This window comes from Streptomyces rectiviolaceus (genome assembly GCF_039533825.1).
Classification (GTDB): Bacteria; Actinomycetota; Actinomycetes; order Streptomycetales; family Streptomycetaceae; genus Streptomyces; species Streptomyces rectiviolaceus.
In genome coordinates this window covers 1-26,824 of sequence record NZ_BAAAUG010000125.1, presented here as the reverse complement: position 1 = coordinate 26,824, position 26,824 = coordinate 1, and the positions used below count along the sequence as shown (strand labels likewise).

The 26,824-nt window shown below is 70.5% G+C and carries 22 protein-coding genes and 1 pseudogene; 11 read left to right on the top strand and 12 right to left on the bottom strand.

Annotated elements, in window-relative coordinates:
• The 3 genes and pseudogenes from ABD378_RS31065 to ABD378_RS31055 form a co-directional block, all read right to left on the bottom strand.
• Nucleotides 1-2,315, bottom strand: a 2,315-nt coding sequence (locus ABD378_RS31065; protein ID WP_344526245.1) for an RICIN domain-containing protein, incomplete at its 3' end; no start/stop codon positions are given.
• A 1,297-nt stretch (nucleotides 2,316-3,612) separates the two neighbouring features.
• Nucleotides 3,613-3,735, bottom strand: a pseudogene (locus ABD378_RS31060) (IS5-like element IS4811 family transposase); the annotation flags it as partial.
• A gap of 503 nt (nucleotides 3,736-4,238) precedes the next feature.
• Nucleotides 4,239-6,398 (bottom strand): MMPL family transporter, encoded by a 2,160-nt coding sequence (locus ABD378_RS31055; protein ID WP_344526231.1) that lies wholly within the window; start codon nucleotides 6,396-6,398, stop codon nucleotides 4,239-4,241.
• 132 nt (nucleotides 6,399-6,530) lie between these two features.
• On the opposite strand from ABD378_RS31055, the gene rpe reads away from it, so the two are divergent.
• The 5 genes from rpe to ABD378_RS31030 all read left to right on the top strand — a co-directional run bounded on the left by rpe (nucleotide 6,531) and on the right by ABD378_RS31030 (nucleotide 10,865).
• Nucleotides 6,531-7,217, top strand: a complete 687-nt coding sequence (gene rpe / locus ABD378_RS31050; RefSeq protein ID WP_344526229.1) for a ribulose-phosphate 3-epimerase — start codon at nucleotides 6,531-6,533, stop codon at nucleotides 7,215-7,217.
• 207 nt (nucleotides 7,218-7,424) lie between these two features.
• Nucleotides 7,425-8,423 (top strand): sugar-binding transcriptional regulator, encoded by a 999-nt coding sequence (locus ABD378_RS31045; protein WP_344526243.1) that lies wholly within the window; start codon nucleotides 7,425-7,427, stop codon nucleotides 8,421-8,423.
• A gap of 76 nt (nucleotides 8,424-8,499) precedes the next feature.
• On the top strand, nucleotides 8,500-8,889 hold the full coding sequence (locus tag ABD378_RS31040) for a guanyl-specific ribonuclease (RefSeq protein WP_344526227.1): 390 nt from the start codon (nucleotides 8,500-8,502) through the stop codon (nucleotides 8,887-8,889).
• Entirely contained in the window at nucleotides 8,886-9,248 is a 363-nt protein-coding gene (locus tag ABD378_RS31035) for a barstar family protein (protein ID WP_344526225.1), read from the top strand. Before ABD378_RS31040 ends, ABD378_RS31035 begins: the two co-directional genes overlap by 4 nt.
• Nucleotides 9,249-9,422: 174 nt before the next feature.
• The gene (locus ABD378_RS31030; protein ID WP_344526223.1) at nucleotides 9,423-10,865 is read left to right on the top strand and encodes a GuaB1 family IMP dehydrogenase-related protein; all 1,443 of its coding nucleotides are present in this window, start codon (nucleotides 9,423-9,425) and stop codon (nucleotides 10,863-10,865) included.
• Here ABD378_RS31030 and ABD378_RS31025 read toward each other — a convergent pair.
• Genes ABD378_RS31025 through ABD378_RS31015 form a run of 3 tightly spaced genes read right to left on the bottom strand, consistent with a single transcriptional unit; the run spans nucleotide 10,862 to nucleotide 13,802 of the window.
• Entirely contained in the window at nucleotides 10,862-11,884 is a 1,023-nt protein-coding gene (locus ABD378_RS31025; protein WP_344526221.1) for a GDSL-type esterase/lipase family protein, read from the bottom strand. The genes ABD378_RS31030 and ABD378_RS31025 overlap by 4 nt on opposite strands.
• The gene (locus ABD378_RS31020; protein WP_344526219.1) at nucleotides 11,881-12,690 is read right to left on the bottom strand and encodes an SDR family NAD(P)-dependent oxidoreductase; all 810 of its coding nucleotides are present in this window, start codon (nucleotides 12,688-12,690) and stop codon (nucleotides 11,881-11,883) included. The genes ABD378_RS31025 and ABD378_RS31020 overlap by 4 nt, the downstream gene beginning before the upstream one ends.
• Nucleotides 12,687-13,802 (bottom strand): LLM class flavin-dependent oxidoreductase, encoded by a 1,116-nt coding sequence (locus ABD378_RS31015; RefSeq protein WP_344526217.1) that lies wholly within the window; start codon nucleotides 13,800-13,802, stop codon nucleotides 12,687-12,689. Before ABD378_RS31015 ends, ABD378_RS31020 begins: the two co-directional genes overlap by 4 nt.
• A 329-nt stretch (nucleotides 13,803-14,131) precedes the next feature.
• On the opposite strand from ABD378_RS31015, the gene ABD378_RS31010 reads away from it, so the two are divergent.
• Nucleotides 14,132-15,610: an amino acid permease gene (locus ABD378_RS31010; RefSeq protein WP_344526215.1), complete on the top strand. Its 1,479-nt coding sequence runs from the start codon at nucleotides 14,132-14,134 to the stop codon at nucleotides 15,608-15,610.
• 10 nt (nucleotides 15,611-15,620) lie between these two features.
• On the top strand, nucleotides 15,621-16,076 hold the full coding sequence (locus tag ABD378_RS31005) for an Lrp/AsnC family transcriptional regulator (RefSeq protein ID WP_344526213.1): 456 nt from the start codon (nucleotides 15,621-15,623) through the stop codon (nucleotides 16,074-16,076).
• A 79-nt stretch (nucleotides 16,077-16,155) separates the two neighbouring features.
• Here ABD378_RS31005 and ABD378_RS31000 read toward each other — a convergent pair whose 3' ends face one another.
• On the bottom strand, nucleotides 16,156-16,404 hold the full coding sequence (locus tag ABD378_RS31000; protein WP_344526211.1) for a hypothetical protein: 249 nt from the start codon (nucleotides 16,402-16,404) through the stop codon (nucleotides 16,156-16,158).
• A 162-nt stretch (nucleotides 16,405-16,566) separates the two neighbouring features.
• Nucleotides 16,567-17,193 (bottom strand): Repetin, encoded by a 627-nt coding sequence (locus tag ABD378_RS30995; protein ID WP_344526209.1) that lies wholly within the window; start codon nucleotides 17,191-17,193, stop codon nucleotides 16,567-16,569.
• Nucleotides 17,194-17,526: 333 nt separating this feature from the next.
• Here ABD378_RS30995 and ABD378_RS30990 point away from each other — a divergent pair, with 333 nt between their 5' ends.
• Nucleotides 17,527-18,324 carry a carbon-nitrogen hydrolase family protein gene (locus ABD378_RS30990; protein WP_344526207.1) on the top strand — a complete coding sequence of 266 codons (798 nt, stop codon included), beginning with the start codon at nucleotides 17,527-17,529 and terminating at the stop codon, nucleotides 18,322-18,324.
• A 70-nt stretch (nucleotides 18,325-18,394) separates the two neighbouring features.
• Nucleotides 18,395-20,089 carry a flavin monoamine oxidase family protein gene (locus tag ABD378_RS30985; RefSeq protein ID WP_344526205.1) on the top strand — a complete coding sequence of 565 codons (1,695 nt, stop codon included), beginning with the start codon at nucleotides 18,395-18,397 and terminating at the stop codon, nucleotides 20,087-20,089.
• A 102-nt stretch (nucleotides 20,090-20,191) separates the two neighbouring features.
• On the opposite strand, the gene ABD378_RS30980 is transcribed toward ABD378_RS30985, so the two are convergent.
• Together ABD378_RS30980 and ABD378_RS30975 are read right to left on the bottom strand one after the other, a co-directional pair.
• Nucleotides 20,192-21,148, bottom strand: a complete 957-nt coding sequence (locus tag ABD378_RS30980) for an LLM class F420-dependent oxidoreductase (protein ID WP_344526203.1) — start codon at nucleotides 21,146-21,148, stop codon at nucleotides 20,192-20,194.
• A gap of 89 nt (nucleotides 21,149-21,237) precedes the next feature.
• Complete coding sequence (locus ABD378_RS30975; protein ID WP_344526201.1) at nucleotides 21,238-21,942, bottom strand: DUF5995 family protein; 705 nt, start codon at nucleotides 21,940-21,942, stop codon at nucleotides 21,238-21,240.
• A 220-nt stretch (nucleotides 21,943-22,162) separates the two neighbouring features.
• Between ABD378_RS30975 and ABD378_RS30970 the strand changes: the two genes are divergently transcribed.
• Nucleotides 22,163-23,296, top strand: a complete 1,134-nt coding sequence (locus ABD378_RS30970; protein ID WP_344526199.1) for a glycoside hydrolase family 6 protein — start codon at nucleotides 22,163-22,165, stop codon at nucleotides 23,294-23,296.
• Here ABD378_RS30970 and ABD378_RS30965 read toward each other — a convergent pair.
• The gene (locus ABD378_RS30965) at nucleotides 23,275-24,690 is read right to left on the bottom strand and encodes a uracil-xanthine permease family protein (RefSeq protein WP_344526197.1); all 1,416 of its coding nucleotides are present in this window, start codon (nucleotides 24,688-24,690) and stop codon (nucleotides 23,275-23,277) included. The two genes, ABD378_RS30970 and ABD378_RS30965, sit on opposite strands and share 22 nt — an antisense overlap.
• 137 nt (nucleotides 24,691-24,827) lie before the next feature.
• Nucleotides 24,828-26,039 (bottom strand): MFS transporter, encoded by a 1,212-nt coding sequence (locus tag ABD378_RS30960; RefSeq protein WP_344526196.1) that lies wholly within the window; start codon nucleotides 26,037-26,039, stop codon nucleotides 24,828-24,830.
• Between the two features lie 98 nt (nucleotides 26,040-26,137).
• Here ABD378_RS30960 and ABD378_RS30955 point away from each other — a divergent pair.
• A partial coding sequence (locus tag ABD378_RS30955) for an ROK family transcriptional regulator (protein ID WP_344526194.1) occupies nucleotides 26,138-26,824 on the top strand: 687 nt, incomplete at its 3' end.

Here is a 26,824-nt window from a genome sequence, read left to right as displayed (position 1 = left end):
GCCGCGGCCTCGGAGCGGGTGGCCGCGGCGTCCGCTTCGGCCGCCGCACGGGTGGCGGCATCGGCCTCGGAGCGCGCGTTCTTCGCCGCGGTCTCCGCCTCGGTGGCGTGCTTGTCCGCCTTGTCGGCCGCCGCGCGGGCGTCGTCGGCCGCGTCTCCCGCGTCCAGCGACTCGGCGTGGGCCTGTTTGGCGTCCGCCTTGGCGCGGGCGCTGTCGGCCTTCTGCTCGGCGTCCCACGCGTCATCGCGCAGGTCGCGCGCCTTGTCGCTGGACTTCTTGGCGTCGTTTCTCTTCGACTCGGCGGTGCCCTCGGCGCTTTCGGCGTCTCCCTTGGCCTTCTTCGCGGTGGCCGCGTGGCCCTGCGCCTTGGTCTTGTGCTCCTTGGCCTCGGCCTGTTTGGCGGCGGCGGTCTCCTTCTCCGCCTTGGCCGTCTTCTCCTCGGCCTCGGCGGCGAGCCGCTTGGCGTGCGCGTCCGCCGCGGCGGCCTTCGCCTCCCCTTCGGCCTTCTGGGTCTCGGCGAGCTTGGCCTCGGCGGTCTCCTTGTCCTCCTTGGCGTTGTCCCGGTGGACCTTCGCCGCGTCCCTGGCGGCCTTGGCCTGCACCTCCGCGGTATGCGCGGCTTCCTTGCGGAACTCCGCCTTGGTCTGCGCCGTCTGGGCCACCGCGCGCTGGGCGATGGTCTGGCTGTCGCCGCCCGAGGCGCGGGTGGCGGCCTCGGCGGTCTCGCCCGCCTTGACCATGGCATCGAGCGCGGCGACCGCTCCGTGGGTGACCTGGGCCTTCTGCTGCCCGACCAGCAATCCACGGCCACGCGGAGCACCACTGTCGTCCGCGACCTGGTAGGCGGCCTGTTCGGCGGTGTCGGAACTGGTGGCGGCCTTCTTCGCCTTGGCGGCCTGCGCCTTGAGGACGCCGAGTTGCTGCTTGGCCTGGGTACGCGCCTTCGCCACGCCCGCGGCGGCCTGGGTGAACTGGGCCTTCGGCGGCACGGTACCGGTGTGACCGGAGGGCTTGATGTCGAACTGCTGCGGTCCTGAGCCATTGCACGCGTACAGCTGCGAGTTGTAACCGTTGTCGTACGTGTGCAGGTCCAGGCACTTGCCCGTGCCGACGTTCTTCAGCGCCGTGGTGGCGCTCAGGTTGTACTCCCACGTCTGCGCCGGACTGCTGTTGCACGTCCAAATCTGGATGATCGTGCCGTTGGCCGGGTTGTTGTTCTCGACGTCGAGGCATTTGCTGGAGTTGGCATTCTGCAGGTGCAGCCCGGCGTCGTCGCCGTAGACCAGCCACTTCTGTGCCGCACTGCCGTTACAGGTGTAGATCTGCACCGGGGTGCCGTTGGTCGTCCCGGAACCCTGCACGTCGAGGCACTTGCCGCGCGCGGCGTGCACCTCGATGACCGCGGGCTTGTCGCCGATCGTCCCCGCACCTCCCGGCGACCAGTAGTCCTGCCAGCGGGCCAGGCGATCAGCCGTCCACGAATAGCCGAGCAGCTTGCTGAGCGTCTTGGAACCGTCGGTCAACGCGGTCGTGGCGTCCTTGTTCGCGTTCAGGATCTGGTTGCGCTGGACCGACTGGGAGACGATCTCCTGCTGCCACTCCTTCGCCGCCGTGTCCGAGACCTCGCCCAGGACCTGGTTCGGGTCGACCGCGTCGCGCCACGCGCACGCGGCGAACCGGGTCTTCATGTCCTCGACCGCGATGCGGAATTCCGCCGTGTCCGGCTGCGGTGCCAGCCGGGGAAAGCCCCCGGAGGCCAGGAAGAGGCGGGCGTTGTCCGCGCCCATCGGCTCCAGCGCCCCGTCGGTCAGGTGCTTGAGCGCCGCCTGTTCGGCGAGGGCACGCGCACGCTCGTCCGGCGGCAGACCGGGGTCGGGGTCCTGCTGGTAGAGCGGGGTGCCGAGATCCTTGACCGCCTTGACGGTCTTCTTGTCGGCCGAGGGGGTGCCGTCCTCGTAGAAGTCGGCGTCCTCCTTCCAGAACCGGTCACTGATCCATTTCGTTAGACCGGTCTGGGAGTCGAAGGACTCTCCGTCGTTCCCGGAGGTTCCCGGCGGCCAGTGGAAGCCGGTTTCGGTGAACCCCGCCGGTGTGGTGAGGCCGTCCAGGGGCGTCTTCCACGTCCCGCGGGCGGCGTCGAGGGCATCGCCCTCCTTGCCGTAGGCCTTCCGGTCCGATGTGTACGCCGTCGCGAGCGGAGTGTCCTTCCAGTGTTCCCGGTCGGCCAGGGCGTGCAGCCGGTCCGGATCCTGGTTGAGGCCGTCCTGCGCGATGCCCGTCATGGCAGGCCCGCCGAGCCGCAGCACATCGGACATCAGACACTCGTCCTGCCGCAGTTGCTCGGCGGCGGTGCTCTGGGTCCAGTCGTACGCACTGTCGTCGGCGGCGGCCGCACGCGCTCCGGCGAGCCGGTTCAGCAGATCCGGGTGGACGGCGAGCGTGAGCAGCACCGCCACCGTGGTGAGGAGCAGGAGCGTCCGGGCGAGGAGCCCGGACTTGCCCGGTCTTAAGAGCAGGAAGCCTGGTGATCTGGAACGCAAGACTGCGTCCCCCCGTCATGAGGAACGCGGCAGGGAGCCACCCGTCAGGTGGTCCCGGCATCGGTGGCCGCCGGTTTCCTCCCGCCGCAGCACTGGCCCCCGGCCGCTGAGCGAATTCGTGACGGAATGGTGAAGATCCGTCAGTACGGCGATCACCGTAGGGGTGAGCAATAAGGGGATCAAGGGACCGTTTCCCTGCGGCTCGAAAGCGCCTAAGGCGGTCGCGTGCTCAGAGGTGCGCAACTCGCTTGTGATGAACGGGAGTTACTTGTGTATTTCCTGTGAAGACACGGAGTGGCCTCTGATGCAGAATGACTGAAAGCCAGATCGCATCCGGATGGGGTGCTCCGTTGCCTTCGTCTAGATGGTTGAGCTGCTTTACGGGCTGTCCAGAAAGACAAAGAATGTCCAGAATCGATGGTGTTGAACACCGGCTCGACCCGAAGAACGCGCTCTGAACACCGATCTGGGCACTCTTCTGACTGCACTGGATGTTGAGTTGGACGACGGCATCATCCCTTCGCGCAGGCCGCGTTCCGGGCCTGGCCATCCGCTGGCTGGCGGCACGGACCCCCTCCAGCGCGGATGTCGTGCGAATCTGGGACGGCACTCCGGTGCGCTGTGGGGCCTCGCGGGAGACTGCGAAACGCTCCGACCTGGCTGGATAGGCCGGCTACGGGCACGACGCCCCACACCACTGTTTCTACTGGGTGCCGAGCTGATGCTGGTCTGCGCCCCCGACGAGCTGGTCACCGGCTTCGGGCTGGTCAATCCGAAGCTGGTCAAGGAACGCGATGCGGTCCGGATGATGTTCACCCTCGGCAAGAAGCAAGCGGCCACAACCGGGCACTACCGGGGTGTGCGACAAGGGCTTTCCTGGGGCCGATTTCGAGGCCGGCATGGCCAAGCTGGGGATCACCGTCATCCGTCCCGCCCGCAAGGACGCCCCCACCCCATTGACCAGCACGTAAAAGCAGCTCAACCATCTAGCGGCACGCATCTTGATTCATCTCGATGATCGCCTGCTGTGGTGGCATGCCCACCCAGACCGATCGCCCGATGGCTACCTGTCCGACCGCCGCATGTCGGCGGGTGTGACCGTGACCAGCAGCGGCAGGCCTTGAAGGGCCACGGCTACGTGTCTCTTGCGGCCGTTGATGCGTTGTCCGGGGTCAAATCCGCGGGAACCCGGCCCGGTTAATCTGGAGGGGCGTTATGAACAGTGCGGCATCCGGGCGTCGTTGCAGGCCTGCTTGAAAGGACCTTCGAGGCTCGCGACCCGGTGGGAGAAGGCTTCGCTCAGCGCGGTGCTTTCGCTGGAGACACAGGCTTGGGCCGCGACGAGAGGCTCCTGCACGTCGACCCGGCGGCTTCTCAGCCCTCGCTGGTACGACATCGAATCCGGTTGGGGTATTCGGTGTGCGCGACAAGACGTTTCACGGCCGCGTACCGATCGCGGTTTCCTCAGCCCCTAAATGCAGGCTGGTGAGGGCATGGTGGAGGGCTTCAGTGACGCGGCCGGACCGTCTATGCCTGCCATCGGCGTCTCCGCGTACTGATCGATGGTGCACAATCCACGAGCCCCGATGTCAGGCCCACATGGGCCAAGATCGTGAGACGGATCAGCGGGGGCCACCGCACGAGACAACCGAAGGCGTGCAGGGCAGGGCTGCGCCAGGGGTCATGGGGAATCAGAACCTACATCGCCGCAGGGGTACGGACCGCCGGGTCCTTGCTCAGGGCGTGCGGCCACCACACCTTCGGCCCCACGTCCAGGAACAACGCCGTGACCAGGACGGACCGTACGACGAAGGTGTCGAGCAGGACGCCGAGCGCGACCGCGAAGCCGATCTCGGCGAACGCCACCATCGGGAGCGTGCCGAGCGCGGCGAAGGTGCCCGCGAGGACCAGGCCCGCCGACGTGATGACCGCACCGGTCGCGGCGAGGCCGGTCACCACGCCCGCACGGGTGCCCTGTCGGCCCGCTTCCTCACGGATGCGGGTCGACAGGAAGATGTTGTAGTCGATGCCGAGCGCCACCAGGAACACGAAGACGAAGAGCGGGAAGTCCGTGGACTCGCCCGCGTAGTCGAAGAGGTGGCGGAAGGCGAGCGCACTGATGCCGAGCGCGGCGGAGAAGGAGAGGACCACCGTCGCGATCAGGATGAGCGGCGCGATCAGGGCGCGCAGCAGCAGGATGAGGATCAGCAGGACGACCAGCAGGACGAGCGGGATCACCAGCTTGTTGTCGTGGGCCGTCGCGCGGTCCATGTCCAGGAGGGACGCCGTGCCGCCGCCCACCTTCGCGTCCGCGTCGGGCACCGCGTGCACAGCGTCGCGCACCCGCTCCACGGTCTGTTTGGCCGCCTCGCTGTCGGAGGGGTCGGTCGCCGTCGCCTCGAACAGGACCCTGCCCCCGGCCTCCGGTTTCGTCCCCGGGGGTACGACGATGCTCGCCGGGTCCACGCCCCGCGTCTGAGCGACCGCGCCGCGGACCTCGTCGCCTTGGTCCGCGTTCGCCACGATCACCAGGGGGTCGCCGCTGCCCGCGGGGAAGTACTTCCCCTGCACCTCCTGGCCCACGATCGAGTCGGGCTTGTCGGTGAAGGAGTCCGCGTTGCTGAGCCCTTCGGCGCGCAGCTGCGTCAGGCCGAGCGCGAGGGCGGCAAGCGCCACCGCCGTGACGCCCCATGTCAGGCGCGGACGGTGGGCGATGCGGCGGCCCATGCGGGCCCACACGCCGCGCTCGGTGGGCTCGTCCGAGCCGTTGTGCGGGATCAGCGGCCAGAAGAGCCACCGGCCGCACACCACCAGGAGCGCGGGGAAGAGGGACAGCATCACGAGCAGGGCGACCGCGACGCCGATCGCGGAGACGGGGCCAAGGCCCCGGGTCGAGTTCATGTCGGCGGTCAGGAGCACCAGCATGCTGACGACGACCGTGGCACCCGACGCGATGACCGCGGGACCCGCCCGGTGCAGGGCCAGCTGCATCGCCTCGTGCCGGTCCTCGTGGCGGCGCAGCTCTTCGCGGTAGCGGGCGACCAGGAGCAGGGCATAGTCCGTCCCCGCTCCGAAGACGAGGACCGTGAGGATGCCCGCGCTCTGGCCGTTGACCGTCAGGCCCGCGTGTTCCGCGAGGAGATAGATCAGCGCCTGCGCGGTGAAGAGGGAGATGACCGCCGTGACCAGCGGGACGAGCAGGAGGATCGGGCTGCGGTAGGTGATCAGGAGGATCACGATGACGACGCCGGCCGCCGAGAGGAGCAGCGTCGAGTCGATGCCCTCGAACGCCTCGGAGAAGTCCGCCGACGTACCGCCGGGACCGGTGACGTGCACCGAGAGCCCGCCCGTGCTCTCACCCACACGCTCGCGCATGGAGTCGACGGCGGGCGTGATCCGCTCCCAGCCCTTCTCGTCCATGGTGATGGGCACGAAGACCTGGGCGGCCTCGGCCGCGTCGGCGCCCGAGGTGTTCTTCGTGTCGAAGACGGGGCCGCGGGTCTCCGCGCCGCGTACGCCGTGGGCGGTCAGCGCCTTGAGTTCGCCGACGTCCTCGGTGATCCGCGCCCGGTCGTCGGCGGTAAGACCGCCCTCGCGGGCGTACATGATGATCGCGGGAATCTGTTCGGGCCTGAACTCCTCGGAGATGTCCAGGACTTGGGTGGACTCCGCGGAACCGGGCAGCCAGGAAGACGCCTGGTTGTCCTGGGCGTCCGTGAGCTTCTGCGCGAGCGGTGCGGCGGCGACGATCACCACCAGCCAGAACAGCACCACAAGCCACTTGGTGCGCCGCCCGCACACCAGCCAGGCCACGCCTCGGCCCGCCTGGCGCTGTCCGTCCGACCGTTCGTCTGGCATGGCTACCCCCGCTGCCCCACGTGGTGCCGGTGGACCGCCCAGCATGGCACGCGGTCCATGGTCAAAGGAGTCGGTTGGCTCACGCTACGGACCGCGGAAGGCAACGCGCGCCGGGCATGGCAGTCTTGGGGCATGGCCGTGCAGATCAACCCCAGCATCCTGTCCGCCGATTTCGCCCGTCTTGCCGAGGAGGCAACGGCGGCCGAAGGGGCCGACTGGCTCCATGTCGACGTCATGGACAACCACTTCGTTCCCAACCTCACCCTTGGGGTGCCGGTCGTAGAGTCTCTGGCCCGAGCGACGGACACGCCGCTGGACTGCCATCTGATGATCGAGGACGTCGATCGCTGGGCTCCGCAGTACGTCGAAGCGGGTGCCGGGTCCGTCACCTTCCACGTGGAGGCGGCCGCGGCTCCCGTCCGCCTGGCCCGTGAGATCCGCGCCAAGGGCGCCCGCGCCTCCATGGCGCTGAAGCCCGCGACGCCCATCGAGCCGTACGAGGATCTGCTCTCCGAGCTCGACATGTTGCTGATCATGACCGTCGAGCCGGGGTTCGGTGGCCAGGCGTTCCTCGACATCATGCTGCCCAAGATCCGGCGCACCCGCGAGTTGATCAGCAAGCACGGCCTCGAGCTCTGGCTCCAGGTCGACGGCGGCGTATCGGCCTCGACCATCGAGCGCTGCGCGGAGGCCGGCGCCGACGTCTTCGTGGCGGGATCCGCGGTGTACGGGGCGGACGACCCGGCTGCGGCGGTACGTGCACTGCGCACCCAAGCAGCCGGTGCGACGTCCACGGCGGCATGGGCATGCGGCCACTGAGCCACGGATACGTGAACGCAGTCCTTCAGGGCTGATCAAGTACGTCGGATCTGCAAGGATGAACGACGAACCCAGGTTGCGCTGCGGCAATGCGCGAGAAGCCGTGGCAATGCGCGCGAAGCCGCACCAATGCGTGTGAATGCGTGAACGACAGTTGCTTGAAATGACAGTGAGGAGATCGTCGTGTCGACGGGCGGCCGGTCAGCCATGCGGATGGGACCCGCGGAGCTGGTGCAGGCGGCGGCCATGGCCCGCCGCTTCTATCTCGAGGGCAAGTCCAAGATCCAGATCGCCGAAGAGTTCGGCGTCAGCCGCTTCAAGGTGGCCCGGGTCCTTGAGACGGCTCTCGAGCGTGATCTCGTACGGATCGAGATCCGTGTGCCCGCCGAGCTGGACGCGGAGCGCTCGGACGCGCTGCGTGCCCGCTACGGCCTGCGGCACGCGGTCGTCGTCGAGTCTCCGTCGTCCGCCGATGAGGTCGAAGAGTCACCCGACCCCGAGAACCTCGGTGAGGTCGCGGCCGATCTGCTCGGCGAGCTTGTCACCGAGGGCGATGTCCTCGGCCTCGCGTGGGGGCGCTCGACCATCCACATGGCCGCGGCTCTCGACCAGCTGCCGCCGTGCACGGTCGTGCAGCTGACGGGTGTGTACGACGCCGGGACCGCCGAACGCGGCTCCGTCGAGGCCGTGCGGCGTGCCGCGCAGGTCTCCGGCGGCGAGGCCCACCCCATCTACGCGCCGATGCTCCTGCCGGACCCGGCCACGGCCGCCGCGCTGCGGAACCAGACCGGGATCGCGCGGGCGTTTGAGTACTTCGACAAGGTCACCGTCGCCGCCGTCTCCATCGGCTCCTGGGAGCGCGGCATCTCCACCGTCCACGACATGCTCAGCGACGAGGAGCGGGCTCATTACGCTTCGCTGGGAGTGGCCGCCGAGATGTCCGCGCACCTTTTCGACGCCGAGGGGCGTCGGGTCGGGCGTGATCTGGGGGAGCGGTGCATCACTGTCGAGGCGGATCGGCTTCGGCGGATTCCTGAGGTGGTCGCCATCGCGGGTGGGCAGCGGAAGGCTGCGGCGATCGACGCTGTGCTGCGTTCGGGGCTTGTGACCAGCCTCGTCACGGACACCGCCGCCGCTGATCAGCTGATGGTCATGGGGCACACTCCGCACCCCGCGTTGGACCGGGCGGACCCGGACGGGAGCTGAGTCGTCTGCGGGCCGCGGGGGGCTGGTCGCGCAGTTCCCCGCGCCCCTGACGGGGCGCCGTGGCAGCATCTGTCGCATGCTGACCCGGTTTGTCCCCCGTGCTCTGGCGGCGTTGCTTGTCTGCCTCGCTGTCCTCGGCACGGGGTGTTCCTCGGGAAGCAGCTCATCCGCCCCCGCCTGGGCCCGCGGCATGGCGACCGTCCAGGCCGATCGGCTGCCCGCCGAGGCTCGGCGGACGTTGCGGCTCATCGATGACGGGGGGCCCTTCCCGTACGCCAAGGACGGCTCCGTCTTCGGCAACTTCGAGGGCGAGCTGCCCAGGCAGCGGCGCGGCCACTACCGCGAGTACACCGTGCGCACCCCCGGAGAGCGCGACCGGGGCGCACGCCGGATCGTCACCGGGAGCGGCGGCGAGACCTACTACACCGACGATCACTACGCGTCCTTCAAGGCGGTACTGAGATGAAGTCCGAGCCGATGCAGCCCGTCCTGGAGGCCGTCCGCGCCGCCGGTATGGCCACCGTCTCGCTCGACCTGAGCGGGGTGGGCGACAAGGCGGCCTTCATGGACCGCTGCGCCCGCGCGCTCGAACTGCCCGACTGGTTCGGGCGCAACTGGGACGCGCTCGCCGACTGCCTCACCGACCTGGGATGGGCCCCCGCCGCACCCGGCCGTCTTCTCGTCGTCACCGGCTGGCAGGAGTACGCCGAGGCGGCGCCCCAGGAGTGGATCGTCGCCCAAGAGGTGTTCACCGACGCAGTGGAGTACGCACGGGAGCGCGGGACGGGCCTGGAGATCGTTCTCGCGCTCGGCACGCGCGCCTGAGCGGAGGGTGACCGTCCGGGCCGGTGCTTGGAGGATCCGACCAGGGGTCTCGCGGCCCGGCTGGGTGATCATCCCAGGCGGTGCACCGCCCCGGGCATGGGACACTGAAGTACGTGCTTTTCCCTCGGCCTAACTGTCCGGGGGCCACCTCTGAACGACTGGGATGAGCAGCACGTGCGCTTCCTCAATGACATCCAGCCTGCGTACGACCTGACGTACGACGACGTCTTCATGGTGCCGAGGCGCTCCGCCGTCGGATCGCGTCAGGGCGTGGACCTCTCTTCGCCGGACGGCACCGGCACCACGATCCCGCTGGTCGTCGCGAACATGACCGCGATCGCGGGACGCCGGATGGCCGAGACCGTCGCCCGCCGCGGCGGCCTCGTCGTGATTCCCCAGGACATCCCGATCGAGGTCGTCACCGAGGTCATCTCCTGGGTCAAGACGCGCCACCACGTCCTGGACACCCCGATCGTCCTGGCCCCCACGCAGACCGTCGCCGACGCGCTCGCCCTGCTGTCCAAGCGCGCGCACAACGCGGGCGTCGTCGTGGACGCCGACCAGAAGCCGGTCGGCGTCGTCACCGACACGGACCTGAACGGCGTCGACCGCTTCACCCAGCTCTCCGAGGTCATGTCCAAGGACCTCGTGCTGCTCGACGCGGACATCGACCCGCGCGACGCCTTCAACAAGCTGGACCACGCGAACCGCCGCTATGCCCCCGCCGTGGACAAGGACGGCCGCCTCGCCGGCATCCTGACCCGCACGGGCGCCCTGCGCGCGACGCTCTACTCGCCCGCCCTCGACGCCCACGGCAAGCTGCGCATCGCCGCGGCCGTCGGCATCAACGGCGACGTCGCGGCCAAGGCCAAGCAGCTGCTCGACGCGGGCGCGGACACGCTCGTCGTGGACACCGCCCACGGCCACCAGGAGTCGATGATCGCCGCGGTCAAGGCCGTGCGCGCGCTCGACCCGCAGGTGCCGATCGTCGCGGGCAACATCGTCGCCGCGGAGGGCGTACGGGACCTGATCGAGGCCGGTGCCGACATCATCAAGGTCGGTGTGGGCCCCGGCGCCATGTGCACCACGCGCATGATGACCGGCGTCGGCCGCCCGCAGTTCTCCGCGGTGCTCGAATGCGCCGCCGAGGCCAAGAAGTTCGGCAAGCACGTCTGGGCCGACGGCGGTGTCCGTCACCCCCGTGACGTCGCCATGGCGCTGGCCGCCGGTGCGTCGAACGTCATGATCGGTTCGTGGTTCGCCGGGACGTACGAGTCCCCGGGCGACCTGCAGCAGGACGCCAACGGCCGCCTCTACAAGGAGTCGTTCGGCATGGCGTCGGCCCGCGCGGTCAAGAACCGCACCAGCGAGGAGTCGGCCTACGACCGCGCCCGCAAGGCGCTGTTCGAGGAGGGCATCTCGACCTCGCGGATGTTCCTGGACCCGGAGCGGCCCGGCGTCGAGGACCTGATCGACTCGATCATCGCGGGTGTCCGGTCCTCCTGCACGTACGCCGGCGCGGGGTCCTTGGAGGAATTCGCCGAGCGGGCCACTGTGGGTGTGCAGAGCGCCGCCGGTTACGCGGAGGGCAAGCCTCTGCACGCCTCCTGGAGCTAGTCGCTCCGCGGGGAGCTGCGTCGTTCGTCCGCGGGTTGTCCGTGGCTGGTCGCGCAGTTCCCCGCGCCCTTTCGGGGCGCTCCCCCCGGCAGTGCTGAAGCCACCGCCTTCGCCAGTAGTCCGTGGCCCTCGTCGCCCGGATGTATGCCGTCCACCAGATGTCCGGCGTCCAGCAGCTTGCCGCCGGGCAGCAGGGCGGCTCCCGCTTCCAGGGCTGCCCGTTCCATGGCGCTCCGTAGGTCCGCGAGCGTGGCGCCGAGCGCGTTCGGTGTCGTCTCGGCGTCCGGGCGGACCACGGGGGAGACCACCAGGAGGGGGACGTCCGGGTGGCCCCGGCGCACCAGGTCCAGGAACGACCGCGTCGTCTCGTACAGCAGCCCCGCCGAGTGCGGCGTACGCGACCAGCAGTTCGTGCCGAAGGCGACCGTCAGCAAGTCGGCCTCCAACGAGGCGAGTTGCTCGGCCGATGCCAGTTCCCCGCGTGCCGCCCCCGCGTACCCGAGGTTCACCGTCTCCACCCCGAGGACCCGTCCCGCCAGGGCGGGCCACGCCAGATGGGGTCGTGAGACCGACCAGCCCTCCGCGATCGAGTCGCCGTAGACGAGCCAGCGCGGCCGAGGTGCGGTGGGCGTCAGGGTGCCGTCCACCGGGCGCACGCCGTGCAGGGCGGGCCGCAGTGTTTCCGGCAGGTGCAGGGTGAAATCGCCGTCAGGGCAAGGGAGATGGACCAGCGTCCGGTGTTCGCCGGGGGACGCGGGTGTGTCGACGGCGTCCTCGCCCGCGAGCAGCGTGAACACCGCGGGCACGTCACGGTACGCGTCCGTCGCCGAGGGAGGCGACGCCGTGTACGTGATCTCCAGGGCGCTCACTCCGCGCGCGGTGAACTCAAGGCGTACCCCGGCCGGGAGGCCCGCGCGCTCCCAGGTGTCCGCGGGCAGCCGCTCCCGGTCCGCCGGGTCGGCGCGCACCACCCGGCCGTCCTCGGTCCACCACGCCACACCCCGCACGAACTCCCTCACCGCGCACCCCCGATGGTCGGATACGGGAACTTCACGCCGACCCCGCCGTCCACGACGAGCGTCTGCCCGGTGACGTACGAGGAGAGCGGCGAGGCGAAGAAGAGCAGGGCCGACGCGATGTCCGAGGTCTCGGCCACCCGGTCGAGCGGTGCGTTCAGGGCGTTGTGCGCGCGGCCCTCCTCGCCGATCAGGGCCGCCACGCGCGGCGTCCAGACGACGCCGGGCGCCACCGCGTTCACCCGCACCCCGCGCGGGCCGTACTCCACCGCCGCCGTGCGGACCAGGGAGATCAGGCCCGCCTTGGCAGCCCCGTACGCGGCGTGCAGGGGAGCCGCCGTCAGGCCCGACACCGAGGCGACGAAGACCAGGGGGCCGCCGCCCGCGTCGGCGAGCGCCTCGCCGCCGTACTGGACCGCGAGCCAGGCGTGCCGCAGGACGAGGGAGAAGTGCCAGTCCCAGGACGCGTCGTCCAGCTCGTCCAGGGGCGTGTAGCGGGCCATGCCCACGATGTCGACGACACCGCCGATCGGGCCCAACTCCCGTCGTGCGTAAGCGAAGAGCTCGCGCATGTCCTCGCGCCGCGTCACGTCCGCGACGTACGCGATGCCGCCCGTCTCGGCCGCGACCGCATCAGCGCGGCCCTTGTCGAGATCCACGCACAGGACCCGCGCGCCGGCCGCCGTGAGCGCGTGCGCGGTCTGGCGGCCGATGCCGTTGCCCGCGCCGAGCAGGACGAAGGTGCGGCCGTCCAGGCGGTGGAGGGCGGCGTAGTCGGGGACGGGGGAGGCGTCGAGGGGCTCGCTCACGGCGCCGCCCGCCGCGGCCGGTACGACGCAAGCTCCGGGATGACTTCCTTGCCCAGGATCTCGATCGTCCGCAGGATCTCCTGGTGCTCCAGATAGCCCCACTGGACGTAGCAGATGAGCTGGTCGATGCCGAGGTCGGCGTAGCGCTTGGCCTTGCGGATGATCGTCTCCGCGTTGCCGATGAGGATCATGTCGCCGTCGCTGAACTCCTCGACGGGGACGCTCCCTTCGATGATCGGGGTCAGGAGGGGGAAGGTCCGCTCGCGCTCGTCGGGGGTCAGGTGCGGCAGTTCCCAGTCGAGCGTGAACTGGGCCAGGTTGCGGTACCACCAGGCCACCGAGTCCCACACCCGCCGCGATGGCCGGTCCGCGACGTGCACCAGTGTGTACGCGCTGACGCGGTCCGTGGTGACGCCCGTGATGGGCGACGGTGTGCGCGCCGCGGCGCGGTAGGCGGCGACTTGACGGGCCATCGCGTCGAGCGGCTGCATGATCGAGAAGGAGAGCAGGCCGAGGCCCGCCGCGCCCGCCACCTCCGCGGAACCGGGGGACGTCGCCGCCATCCAGCACGGGGGATGCGGGTCCTGGACCGGCTTCGGCGTGACCATCCGCCGGGGGAAGGAGAACCGCTCGGACTCATACGCGAAGTACTCCTCGCGCCACATGCCCGTCACGATCTCGATCGCCTCGCGCCAGTCGGACCGCGACTGCTCGCGGTCGACCCCGAATGCCGTCTGTTCCATGGGAGTTGAGCGGCCCGTGCCCCACTCCACGCGGCCCTGCGACAGGACGTCCACCGCCGCCACCTTCTCCGCGATCCGCTGCGGCGGGGTGAAGCCGAAGGGGGTGAGGGTGACGCCGAAGCCGAGGCGTATCCGCTCGGTGAGCGCCGCGAGATGGCCGAGGAGCACCTCGGGCGCCGGGCAGTGCGAGCGGCCCTCGCGGAAGTGGTGCTCCACGGCCCACACCGTGCGGAAGCCGACCCGGTCCGCGAGTCGGATCTGCTCCACGGCCTCGCGGTAGGCGCGCTGCTCGGCGGCGCGCTGGCCGTGCGGGTGGGGCCCGTTCCAGGGTTTCGGTACGTCGATCTCGTACAGCACATCGAGGTCCATGGCCTGCTGCCTTCCTCTCGGCCGGGGTGCGCGATCGGCTGGACGGGGGTGCACGATGGGGGAGATCTGACGAAGTGTCAATGACCTTCCGGGAGCTCCGGCACGCAACGGACGAAACGGACCGCGCAACGAAGACCCGCAGGAAGCGGAAGTACGCAACGATCATGCGGGGCTGCGCAAGGTTGCTGCATTACGTACGTGAAGCTCGCCTCATAGAGTCATCCGCTGTACGTGGTGTGGCGGGGACCGCCTGCTCGGCGGTCCCCATCCATGCGTGGGAGCTGCCGCCGGTCCCGCCGCCCTGACCGGCAGCGATGAAGGAGCCACGCGTGCTCGACCAAGGCGCACCCCCGCAAGACCGCCCAAGTCCCCCAAGCACTCCGCGGGCCACGGGACTTGTCGGCCGCTTGATGCGGCGCAAGCCGGTGGAACTCCTGGTCGCGGAGGGCGGCCAGGGTGAGGGCGGCTCGCTGCGGCGCTCCCTCGGCATGTGGCAGCTGACCATGATCAGCATCGGCGCCACGCTCGGCACCGGCATCTTCGTCGTTCTCGGCGAGAGCGTCCCCAAGGCCGGGCCCGCCGTCACCATCTCCTTCGTGATCGCCGGTCTCACCGCACTCTTCTCCGCGCTCTCGTACGCCGAGCTTGCGGGCTCCATACCGGTCGCGGGCTCCTCCTACTCGTACGCGTACGCAACGATGGGTGAACTCATCGCCTGGGTCTGCGGCTGGTGCCTGGTCCTGGAGTACGGGGTCTCGGTCGCGGCCGTCGCGGTGGGCTGGGGCGAGTACCTCAACGAGCTGCTCGACGGGACCATCGGCGTCACGATCCCGGACGCGCTCTCCGCGGCGCCCGGTGAGGTCGACGGCGCCATCATCAACCTGCCCGGCCTGATCGTCGTGCTCCTTGCCATGGTGTTCCTGCTCGGCGGTGCCAAGGAGTCGGCGACGGCCAACACGATCATGGTCATCGTGAAGATCGCCGCGCTCGTGCTCTTCTGCACCATCGGCTTCATGGGCTTCAAGTCCGGCAACTACGCGGACTTCATGCCGCTCGGCACGGCCGGCGTCAGCGCCGCCGCCGCGAGCCTCTTCTTCTCGTACATCGGCTTCGACGCCGCCTCCACCGCCGGTGAGGAAGCGAAGAACCCGCAGCGCGACCTGCCCCGCGCGATCATGCTCTCGCTGATCATCGTCACGGCTCTCTACGTCCTGGTCGCCGCCGTCGCCGTCGGTGCCTGGAACTGGACGGACTTCGAGGGCTCCGAGGCCACGCTCGCCGCGATCATGAACGACGTCACCGGGCAGAGCATGTGGGGCACGATCCTCGCCGCCGGCGCGGTCATCTCCATCGCATCCGTCGTCCTGACCGTCCTCTACGGCCAGACCCGCGTCCTGTTCGCCATGTCCCGCGACGGCCTGGTCCCCAAGGTGTTCGGCAAGGTCAGCAAGAAGACCGGCACGCCCCGCGTGAACACCGTCATCGTGTCGCTGTTCTGCGGCGCGCTGGCCTCGGTCATCCCGCTCGGCAAGCTCGTCGACGCCACCAGCATCGGTACGCTCTTCGCCTTCGGCCTGGTCAACATCGCGGTGATCGTGCTGCGCCGGACCCGCCCGGACATGCCGCGCACCTTCCGGGTGCCGCTCGGCTGGCTCTTCCCGGTGCTCGGCTTCGGCTTCTGCGCGTACAACATGTTCAGCCTCGACTCCGTGACCTGGGCCGTGTTCGGTGTCTGGATGGCCGTCGGCCTCGTGTTCTACTTCCTGTACGGCATGAGCCGCTCCCGATTGGCCTCCGCAGAGAAGTGATCCACCCCCAGTGCGACTGAACGATCTCGACGAACGCATCGTGCACGCCCTCGCCGAGGACGCCCGCCGCTCCTACGCCGACATCGGCCAGTTGGTCGGGCTCTCCGCACCCGCCGTGAAGCGGCGCGTGGACCGGCTCCGGGAGACCGGGGCGATCACGGGATTCACCGTGCGGGTCGACCCGGCCGCGCTCGGCTGGGAGACCGAGGGGTTCATCGAGATCTACTGCCGTCGCAACACCTCGCCCGAGGCCATCCGCCGTGGCCTCGAGCGGTATCCGGAGATCGCGTCCGCCTCCACCGTCACCGGGGAGGCGGACGCGGTCGTCCAGGTCTTCGCCGCCGACATGCGGCACTTCGAGCGGGTGCTCGAGCGGATCGCGGGCGAGCATTTCGTGGAGCGCACGAAGTCCGTGCTCGTGCTTTCGCCCTTGATGCGGCGGTACTCGTCGGGGTCACCCGCGTAGTCGCTCCGCTGGGTTGGGCGGTCCTTCATGCGGCGGGTTGTTCGTGGCTGGTCGCGCCCACGCGGCGGAGCCGCAGATGTCACGGCCCCGCGCCCCTTCGGGGCACAACCCTGCGGGTCGCTTCCGCCGCGTCCAGACGGGCGGCGAAGGTGATGGTGGCGTTGTCGCCGGGGCGGCGGTCCAGCTTGGCGGTTCCGGTCAGGGCGGCGGCGGTCTCGCGCTCGGGGGGCGGGGCGTCCGATGCGGTCGCGGAGCCCGCGGTCCCGGCGAGCGCGAGGAGCGCGGTGCCTACGGCGACGGCCCGGAAGAGGGTGGAGCGGCGGTTCATGGGAAGTCCCCGTGTGGTTGTGGTCTGCCCGGTCCTTCCGGGCGTGATCCACATTCCCGTGGGCCTGTGCCCCGCGCATCGTGCGCGAGGGGGTGACCGCCTCCGCCGTGCGGCGGAGGAGGCGCTGGGCCCGCCCGACCCCCGTGCGGGCGGGCCCAGGGGTCACTGGGTCGGGTACGGCACCTTCCACGGCACGACGTCGAAGTCGCCGGTGCCCTTCTTGACCTTCTCGTGCGGCGCGGAGCTCGTGCACTTGGGCAGCTTCTTGGTCCCGTCGGGGCCGCCCACAGCGGCCCAGCTGTAGCCCACGCGGTCCTGCTTGCCCTGGTCGTGGACGGTGAAGCCGACACGGCCTCCCTTGATCTCCTTCAGGTTCGTGTCGGTGATGATGCCGGTCGCCGTGGCGACCTTGCCGCCCGTCATCAGGCAGTCGATGCGGCCCTTCGCCCAGCCGCCCTCGCCGCCCGGCTTGTCCAGATGGACGAAGTGGAAGGTGCCGGTCGCCTTGGAGGGGTCACCGTTGTTCTTCGCCGCCAGATGCGCGTCGAAGGTGAACGTCACGTCCTCGGTGGTCTTGCGGTACATCTTCGCCGAGCCGGTGAGCGCGGCCGCCTCGCGGGGCTCGGCCTCGGCGCCGGTGGGTGACGCGGAGCGCGCCTTACCGGGGTGCGCCGCGTCGTCGCCGGAGGCGACGGCCACGCCGACGGCCCCGGCGGTCAGGATCAGCGCGGCGCCCACGGCGATGGCGCGGGGGTAGTTGCGGTTACGGGGCGAGGTCGTGCGGCTCATGGGAGCCCTCCGTCTTCGAGGCCGTCCGCCCGGCGTTTCCGGGTGAGATCACGCTCTCGCGGAAGGGGGGCCCGGCACGTCCGGCCACGGGCGGGACTCCGCTTCCGCCGGACGGCGGGGACCCGCGGCGGACCACTACACCCCGAGGTGGACACCCCCGATACCCGAGGCGCACGGCGGCCACGCAATGAATCGCCGCTCAGGGCCCCGCACGCGCAACAGATCGAGCGGCGGCCCGCAACGCTCGCGCCTTGTCCGGGTGAGGCGCCGACCGTACCGTCTTAACGGTCCCCACCAGTCCGTCAGTCCCTTCGCATGCCCCGAGGTCCCGCCATGCCCCCGCTGCGCACAGCCCTGCTCCAGAGCTCGGGCCGCCTTGGCTCCGTCGCCGCCAATCTGAAGGCGCTCGACGAGGCCGCCGCCCGTGCCGCCGCCGCGGGCGCGGGCCTCCTGGTGGCGCCCGAGCTGTACCTCACCGGGTACGCCATCGGCGACGACGTGCCGCGCCTGGCCGAGCCCGCCGACGGGGCATCCGCAGCCGCGATCGCCGAGACCGCCGTACGCCACGGCGTCGCGGTTGCCTACGGCTACCCGGAGCGGGACGGCGAGCTGGTCTTCAACTCCGTCCAGCTGATCGGCCCCGACGGCGCGCGTCTGGCGAACTACCGCAAGACCCACCTCTTCGGCTGCTTCGAGCGCGACTCCTTCACCCCCGGTGAACAGGCCGTCGTACAGGCCGAGTTGGGCGGGCTGCGGATCGGCCTGATGATCTGCTACGACGTGGAGTTCCCGGAGAACGTCCGCGCGCACGCCCTCGCGGGCACCGACCTTTTGCTCGTGCCCACGGCCCAGATGCACCCCTTCCAGTTCGTCGCCGAGTCCGTCATTCCGGTGCGGGCCTTCGAGAACCAGATGTACGTCGCGTACGTCAACCGGGTCGGCAAGGAAGGGGAGTTCGAGTTCGTCGGGCTCTCCACGCTGGCCGGACCCGACGGAGTCGCGCGTACCCGCGCCGGACGCGACGAGCAGCTGGTGTTCGCCGACGCGGACCCGGCCTTCCTCGCCGCGTCGCGCGAGGCCAACCCCTATCTGCGCGACCGCCGCCCGGGTCTGTACGCGTCCCTGATCTGAACCCCGCCGCCCCGCCCCCTGAGCTTCCCCTTTCTTCTGTTCTGCCGTTCCCGCAAGGAGTCCGTACCCCATGACGTCCACGGTGCCCAACGCCGTCCAGCACACCGACGCGCAGCCTCCGATCACCATGTTCGGTCCGGACTTCCCTTACGCGTACGACGATTTCCTCGCGCACCCGGCGGGCCTCGGCCAGATACCCGCGACCGAGCACGGCACGGAGGTCGCGGTCATCGGCGGCGGCCTGTCCGGCATCGTCGCGGCGTACGAGCTGATGAAGATGGGCCTCAAGCCCGTCGTCTACGAGGCCGACCAGATCGGCGGCCGACTGCGCACGGTCGGCTTCGAGGGCTGCGACGGTGACCTCACCGCCGAGATGGGCGCGATGCGCTTCCCGCCGTCCTCGACGGCGCTGCAGCACTACATCGACCTGGTGGGCCTCAAGACCCAGCCGTTCCCCAACCCCCTCGCGGAGTCGACCCCCTCGACGGTTGTCGACCTCAAGGGCGAGTCCCACTACGCGACGTCCGTCGACGACCTTCCGCAGGTCTACCGCGACGTGATGAATGCCTGGAACTCCTGCCTGGAGGAGGGCGCCGACTTCTCCGACATGAACCGCGCCCTGCGCGAGCGCGACGTACCCAAGATCCGCGAGATCTGGTCCAAGCTCGTCGAGAAGCTCGACAACCAGACCTTCTACGGCTTCCTCTGCGACTCCGAGGCCTTCAAGTCCTTCCGGCACCGCGAGATCTTCGGCCAGGTCGGCTTCGGCACCGGCGGCTGGGACACCGACTTCCCGAACTCCATCCTGGAGATCCTGCGCGTCGTCTACACCGAGGCCGACGACCACCACCGCGGCATCGTCGGCGGCAGCCAGCAGCTGCCGCTGCGGATGTGGGACCGCGCGCCGCAGAAGATCGTGCACTGGGAGCCGGGCACGTCCCTGAGCTCGCTGCACGAGAGCGGTGTGCCGAAGCCCGCCGTGACCCGTCTGGACCGCACCGCGGGCAACCGCGTCACCGTCACCGACGCCTCGGGCGACATCCGCACCTACCAGGCGGCGATCTTCACCGCCCAGTCCTGGATGCTGCTGTCGAAGATCACGTGCGACGACACGCTCTTCCCCATCGACCACTGGACGGCGATGGAGCGGACCCACTACATGGAGTCCTCCAAGCTCTTCGTCCCGGTCGACCGGCCGTTCTGGCTGGACAAGGACGAGGAGACCGGCCGTGACGTCATGTCGATGACGCTCACCGACCGCATGACGCGCGGTACTTACCTGCTCGACGACGGCCCGGACAAGCCCGCCGTCATCTGCCTCTCCTACACGTGGTGCGACGACAGCCTGAAGTGGCTGCCGCTGTCGGCGAACGAGCGCATGGAGGTCATGCTCAAGTCGCTCGGCGAGATCTATCCCAAGGTCGACATCCGCAAGCACATCATCGGCAACCCGGTGACGGTCTCGTGGGAGAACGAGCCCTACTTCATGGGCGCCTTCAAGGCGAACCTGCCGGGCCACTACCGCTACCAGCGGCGTCTGTTCACGCACTTCATGCAGGGCTCGTTGCCCGAGGAGAAGCGGGGTATCTTCCTCGCCGGTGATGACATCTCCTGGACGGCCGGGTGGGCCGAAGGCGCCGTGACGACCGCCCTGAACGCCGTGTGGGGCGTCATGCATCATCTTGGCGGGGCCACGGACGCGACCAACCCTGGTCCGGGGGATGTGTACGACGAGATTGCTCCCGTCGAGTTGCCTGAGGACTGACAGCGCCGTTGTGCTCAGGGCGCGTGGGGAGCTGCCGGGCCGTCGTGGCTGATCGCGCAGTTCCCCGCGCCCCTACGGGCGCGCCCCTTCGGGGCGCCTGCCCTATACCCCGGCTGCCCTTGCCGCCTCGTACACCTCCGCCGCCAAGTCCTTCAGCTCCTCCGCGTCCCGCGTGCTGCCCTGCAGTTCGATGAGGATCTCCTCCACCGCCCCCGTCGCGGCGTGCGCCTCGAGGTCCTCGACGATCTGCGCGACGTTGCCCTGGAACGGGGCGCGCTTCTCGCCCTCGTACGCCTTCGCCGTGTACCGCGTGTTGACCCGCAGGACGCTCTGGACCGGTTCCGTGCGCCCCCGCTCGGTGGCCAGCTCCTCCAGAGCCCGGGCCTGCTCGGCCAGTTTGTCGGCGCCCATGCCGATCGGCATCCAGCCGTCGGCGCGGTCGACGAGCCTGCGCAGGGCGCGCGGGCTGTTGGCGGGCAGCAGGATCGGGATGGGGCGGGCGGGCTTGGGGCCGACCACCGACGGCGCGATCGTGGTCAGCTCCCCTTCGTACGACACCGGGTCCGGGCCCCACACCGCGTGGCAGACGTCGATCAGCTCGTCCAGGACCTTGCCGCGCTTGTTGAAGGGGGCCACCCCCGCGGCCGCGTACTCGTCGTGGGACCAGCCCGTGCCGAGGCCCGCGACGACGCGGCCGCCGCGCGCCCCGTCCCGNNGCCCCCCGCTCGCCGCGTCCAGCGTGGCGAGCGAGCGCGCCAGTTGGAACGGCACGTGCAGCGGGGCGACCAGGACGCTGGTGCCGAGGCGGGCCCGCTCGGTGGCGGCGGCGGCCAGCGTCAGCGTGATCAGCGGGTCGGGCACCGAGCGGTACGTGTCGGGCCAGGGCAGGCCCTCGATGCCGTACAGACCCTGCGTCGCGGGCTCGGGGAACAGGATGCGTTCATAGACCCACAGGCTCTCGTAACCGATCTCCTCGGCCGCGCGTGCCACTGCCGGGACGTCACGTCCGAGGTGATACTGCCGGCCCTGCGGGAGGCTGAGCCCGAGTCGGGTGGCCATGCTGGTGCTCCTTCGCATCCGGGGTCACTGCATTCAACGTACAGCGATCGCCTGGGAGTTCCTCGGCGGCGGGCACGGGCCCGGCGCGATCAGTCCGGCAGGGGAGTGAGCAGCATCCGGCCCACCAGGCCGACCGCTCCGTCCAGGCGGCCCTGGAACTCATCGGCGACGGCGGGCAGTTCACGCAGCGCCCGCAGCGCGAGAGCCGTCGCCCACGCGCTGTCCCTGGCCCGCTCCAGGCTCCAGGAGCCAAGCAGATGGGTCAGCGGGTCGGCGATCTGGAAGAGGTCGGGTCCAGGCATCAGATCCTCGCGGATGCGCTCCTCCAGCGAGACGAGGATGTCGCCCACGCGGTCGAACTCGTCCTCCAGGTCCGCCGGTTCGCAGCCGAGCGTACGACAGGCGTCCACCACGGCCAGCGGAAGGTCGTGCCCGATGTGCGCATTGATGCCCGCGAGCGCGAACTGCAGGGGACGTACGCCGGGATGGCGCCGGAGCTGGAACAGCGGCCGCCAGCAGGCGGGCGGCCTGCGGTCGGCGGCCACCGTCTCCACCGCCGTCAGATAGCGCTCGGCGAACAGGACGTCCAGCGTGACCGCGGCCCCGGCGTCCGGGAAACGTCCGTCGTCGAGGTGCCGGACGACCTCTTCGGTGACCGAGAGATAGACCCGGTTGAAGACCCCGACCCCGTCGCCCGATGGGAAGCCCGCACCCAGCGCGCGCATCCGCGTCACCACGCCGTCAACCCCGTGTGCCGAGCCTGTGAACTCCGCGAACCGCTCCAACTGCGCCATGGTGGCAGGGTCCCAGTCCTAGGCTGGCCCGAGTGCCACCGCACCGGCCGCTTCCCCAGAACGGGGGAACGGCGGCCGTGTGTGCCCCTGGGGAGGGGAGCCGGCGCGCCGTGTCAGGGGGACACGGGGGAGGGGGAGGAACAGCACTGTGTCAGGCAACCGCGCACGACATCGCGCCGAACGACGGGCCGGGCGAAGGGGCGCCGCCCGCCATGGGGTCATGGTCGCCGCGGCCTCGGTCGTGGCCGCCGTCGGCACCGTCACCGGAATGGTGTCCGCCCTGGACGAGGGCGGCGGCAAGGACCAGGCGCGCCCCAAGGTGACCAGGTCGCCGACGCTCGAACCGCTGCCCGCGGTGCCGACGCCGTCCGCGTCGGAGTCATCGGCGAAGCCGTCGCCCGCGAAATCCTCCGCCGACGCGCGACCGAAGCCGAAGCCGAATCCGAAGTCTTCGACGCAGCGCCCGAAGAAGCCGAGCACCGCCGCGCCATCGGCCAACTCCCTCTACCGGCACGGCGATTCGCAGGTTCTCGACTGGGTCAGGGCGAATCGGGGCGACCCGCGCCGCCCCCTCATCGAGTCACGGATCGCCGACCGTCCTGCCGCCGTGTGGTTCGCGGAGTACGCGCCGGGGACCATCACCTCGCGGGTGCGCGCGGTGACGTCGAGCGCCGGGAGCCGGGTGCCCGTCGTCGTGCCGTACGCGATACCCGACCGCGACTGCGGGGGCGCGTCGCAGGGCGGGGCGCCGGACCTCGCGGCGTACGACGCGTGGATCGAGAAGTTCGCCGCGGGCCTCGGCTCGGGCGAGGTCGTCGTCGTCCTCGAACCGGACGCGATCGCGCTCTCCGAGTGCCTCTCGGCGAAGCAGCGCACCGCGCGCTATGCCTCGCTCGCCCGCGCGGGCCGCACCCTGAAGGCAGCCAACCCCAAGGCCAGGGTCTATTACGACGCAGGGCACTCCGGCTGGAACGCCGCGGCCAAGCAGGCCGGGCGGCTGCGCGCGGCGGGCGCCGCGTCCCCCGCATCGTCCGACGGCATCTTCACGAACGTGTCGAACTTCCACCGCACCGCCGACGAGGCCGCCTACGCCCGCAAGGTCCTGTCCGCACTCGGCGGCCCGGCAGGCCTCGGCGCCGTCATCGACACCAGCCGCAACGGCAACGGCGCCCCGGCGGACGGGGAGTGGTGCGACCCGGCGGGCCGGGGGCTCGGGCAGAGCCCGACGCTGCGTACCGGCAAGGCTCGCATCGACGCCTATCTGTGGATCAAACTGCCGGGCGAGTCCGACGGCTGCAAGGGCGCGCCCGGGACGTTCACGCCCGGCTACGCCTACGACTTGGCGCGCGGCTGAGGGCTCGCCTCTGGGCCGTCCTCGCCCTCGTCGTACGTGGACGTGCCCGAATCGAGCAGCGGTTCCTGCGTCTTGAGGTGCGGCGGTGCGAAGGCGCGCAGGACGTGATAGCCGGTGATCACGACGATCGTGCCGAGTGCGATGCCGCTCAGCTCGAAGTTGTCGGTGATCTTCAGCGAGACGCCGCCGACGCCGATGATGATGCCCGCGGCGGCCGGGACGAGGTTCAGCGGATTGCGCAGATCCACCCCGGCGTTGATCCAGATCTGGGCGCCGAGCAGGCCGATCATGCCGTACAGGATGACGGTGATGCCGCCGAGCACGCCGCCGGGGATGGCCGCCACGACCGCGCCGAACTTGGGGCAGAGCCCGAAGAGCAGGGCGAAGCAGGCTGCCGCCCAGTACGCGGCCGTGGAGTAGACGCGGGTCGCGGCCATCACGCCGATGTTCTCGGAGTACGTCGTGTTGGGCGGGCCGCCGACCGCCGTGGAGAGCATGGACGCGGCGCCGTCGGCGGAGATCGCCGTGCCGAGCTTGTCGTCGAGGGAGTCGCCGGTCATCTCGCCGACCGCCTTGACGTGTCCGGCGTTCTCGGCGACCAGCGCGATGACGACGGGCAGCGCGACGAGGATCGCCGACCACTCGAAGCTCGGCGCGTGGAAGGAGGGCAGGCCGATCCAGTCGGCGTTGCCGACGGCGGAGAGGTCCAGGCGCCAGTGGTCGACGACCTTGCCCGAGCCGTCCGCCGAGTGGATCTTGCCGAAGGTCAGGTCGAGGACCCAGGACAGGGCGTACCCGAAGATCAGCCCCAGGAAGATCGCGACGCGTGACCAGAATCCGCGCAGGCACACCACGGCCAAACCGGTGAACAGCATCACCAGGAGCGCCGTCCACTGGTCCTGCGGCCAGTACGTGGACGCGGTGACGGGTGCCAGATTGAAGCCGATCAGCATGACGACGGCGCCGGTGACGATCGGTGGCATCGCGGCATGGATGATCCGCGCCCCGAACTTCTGCACGGCCAGGCCCACCAGGAACAGCGCGGCACCGACCACGAAGACCGCGCCCGTCACGGTCGCGGAGGAGCCGCCCTGCGCGCGGATGACAGCGGCCACGCCCACGAAGGAGAGCGAACAGCCCAGGTAGCTGGGCACCCGGCCGCGGGTGGCGAGCAGGAAGATCACGGTCGCTACGCCCGACATCATGATCGCGAGGTTCGGGTCGAGGCCCATCAGGACGGGCGCCACGAACGACGCGCCGAACATGGCGACCACGTGCTGGGCGCCGAGCCCGAAGGTACGCGGCCACGAGAGCCGCTCATCGGGACGGACGACGGCTCCGGGCGCGGGGGTGCGCCCGTCGCCGTGCAGTCTCCAGCGCACGCCGAGATCCATGGTTCTGTTCCGCCTTCTGTGCGCCCGACTTTGTCAAGACCTGAATGAGTCAGCGCAATGTTAATCCGGCATAAGTTCCATGGTTTCTCGCCGGTCGCTCGTGGGGGGCCTCGTCCCCATCCCGCGGAACCGCGCGTTCAGGACTTCGGGCCGGGTGTCGTCGCCTTCGCGGGAGCGACGGGAGTGGCCTCGCGGCCGTCCGTGCGCAGCACCCCGGCGAAGACCGCGAGTCCGCAGGCGAGCACGGTCACCAGGCCGAAGGACACCACCAGGCTCGTCGCGTCGGCGAGCGTGCCGATCGCGGACGGGGCGATCAGGCCCGACGTGTACGTGATGGTGGCGACGCCCGCGATGGCCTGGCTCGGATTGGGGCCGCTGCGTCCGGCCGCGGCGAACGCGAGGGGCACCACGACCGCGATGCCGAGCCCGAGCAGCGCGAACCCGCCCATGGCGAGCGCCGGATGCGGCGCCACGACCACGAGCAGCCCGCCGAGTGCCGCGACCACGCCGCCCACGCGCACCGTGCGGACCGCCCCGAAGCGGTCCACCACCGCGTCGCCCGCGAGCCGGGCGATCGCCATGGTGAGCGTGAAGCCGGTGGTGGACGCGGCGGCGACACCGGCCGACGAGTCCAGGACGTCCCGCAGATAGACCGCCGACCAGTCCAGGCTCGCGCCCTCCGCGAAGACCGCGCAGAACCCGACCGCGCCGATCAGGAGCGCCGACTTGGGCGGCAGCGAGAAGCGCGGCGGTGCCTCGTCCTCGGGCTCCGCCTGCAGGTCGAGCACGCCTTGGCAGGCCACGAGGCCGATCGCGGTGAGGGCCACGGCGGCGAGCGCGTGGTGAAGGCGGGCGTCCGAGCCCAGGTGGGCGGCGACCGTGCCGGCCGCCGAGCCGATCAGGGCGCCGACGCTCCACATGCCGTGCAGGCCCGACATGATCGACTTCTTCATGCGGGTCTCGACCTCGACGCCGAGGGCGTTCATCGCCACGTCCGACATGCCCGCCGTCGCGCCGTACACGAACAGGGCGAGGCAGAGCGTGAGCAGATTCGGGGCGAGCGAGGGCAGGATCAGGGCCAGCGTCCACAGGGCGAGCAGCCCGCGCAGCGCCGTCCTCGCGCCGAAGCGGTGGCTGATCGAGCCCGCGAGCGGCATCGCCACGGAGGCGCCGATCGCGGGGAAGGCGAGGGCGAGGCCGAGGAGTCCCGCGCTGAGGTCGGCGTGGTCCTGGATCCAGGGCACGCGGGTCGCGAAGGAGCCGGTGACGGCGCCGTGCACGCAGAAGACGGCGGCCACGGCGTACCGCGCCCGCTTCAACTGTCGTACGTCGTAGACCACTTCACTCATCGATACTCCGCCCCTCCCAAGGTGCCGCCCCGCTACGGCGACGTAAACTATCAGGAACCCTGCCTGATAAATAGCAGCTTTATGGAAGGATCCCCGGCATGCCCGCATCACCGAGCACCGCCCGGGCCATCAACGACCGGCTCGCCCTGGGGCTCCTGCAGCGCGAAGGACCGCTGACGGCCAACCAGTTGAAGCAGCTGACCGGCCTCTCCCGGCCCTCGGTCGCCGACCTGGTCGAGCGCCTCCAGGGCTCAGGCCTGATCGCGGTCGTGGGGGAGGCGGGTGCCCAGCGCCGGGGGCCCAATGCCCGGCTGTACGGGATCGTCGCCGACCGGGCGCATCTCGCCGCGCTCGACGTACGCACCGGGGGCGTCTCCGTGGTCGTCACCGACCTGCTCGGCGCGGTGCTCGCCGAGGCCTCCGCGCCCATCGGCGGTGACACCGGAACCGAGCCCGCCGTCGCGCGGGCCGTCGCCCTCGTGGAGCGCACCGCGGGGGACGGCGGCGTCAAGCGGCTGCACACCGTGGCGATCGGCGCCCCCGGTCTCATCGACCCCGCCACCGGCGAACTGCGCGACACCACCTCGCTGCCCGCCTGGCACCGCCGCCTCGCCGGAGCCCTCCAGGAACGGCTCCCGGCCCGCGTGCTCGTGGAGAACGAGACCAACCTCGCCGCCCGCGCCGAACAGCGCGACGGCGCCGCCCACGACCGCGACACCTTCGTGCTCCTCTGGCTCGACGACGGCGTCGGCGCCGCCATCGTGCTCGGCGGCACCCTGCTGCGC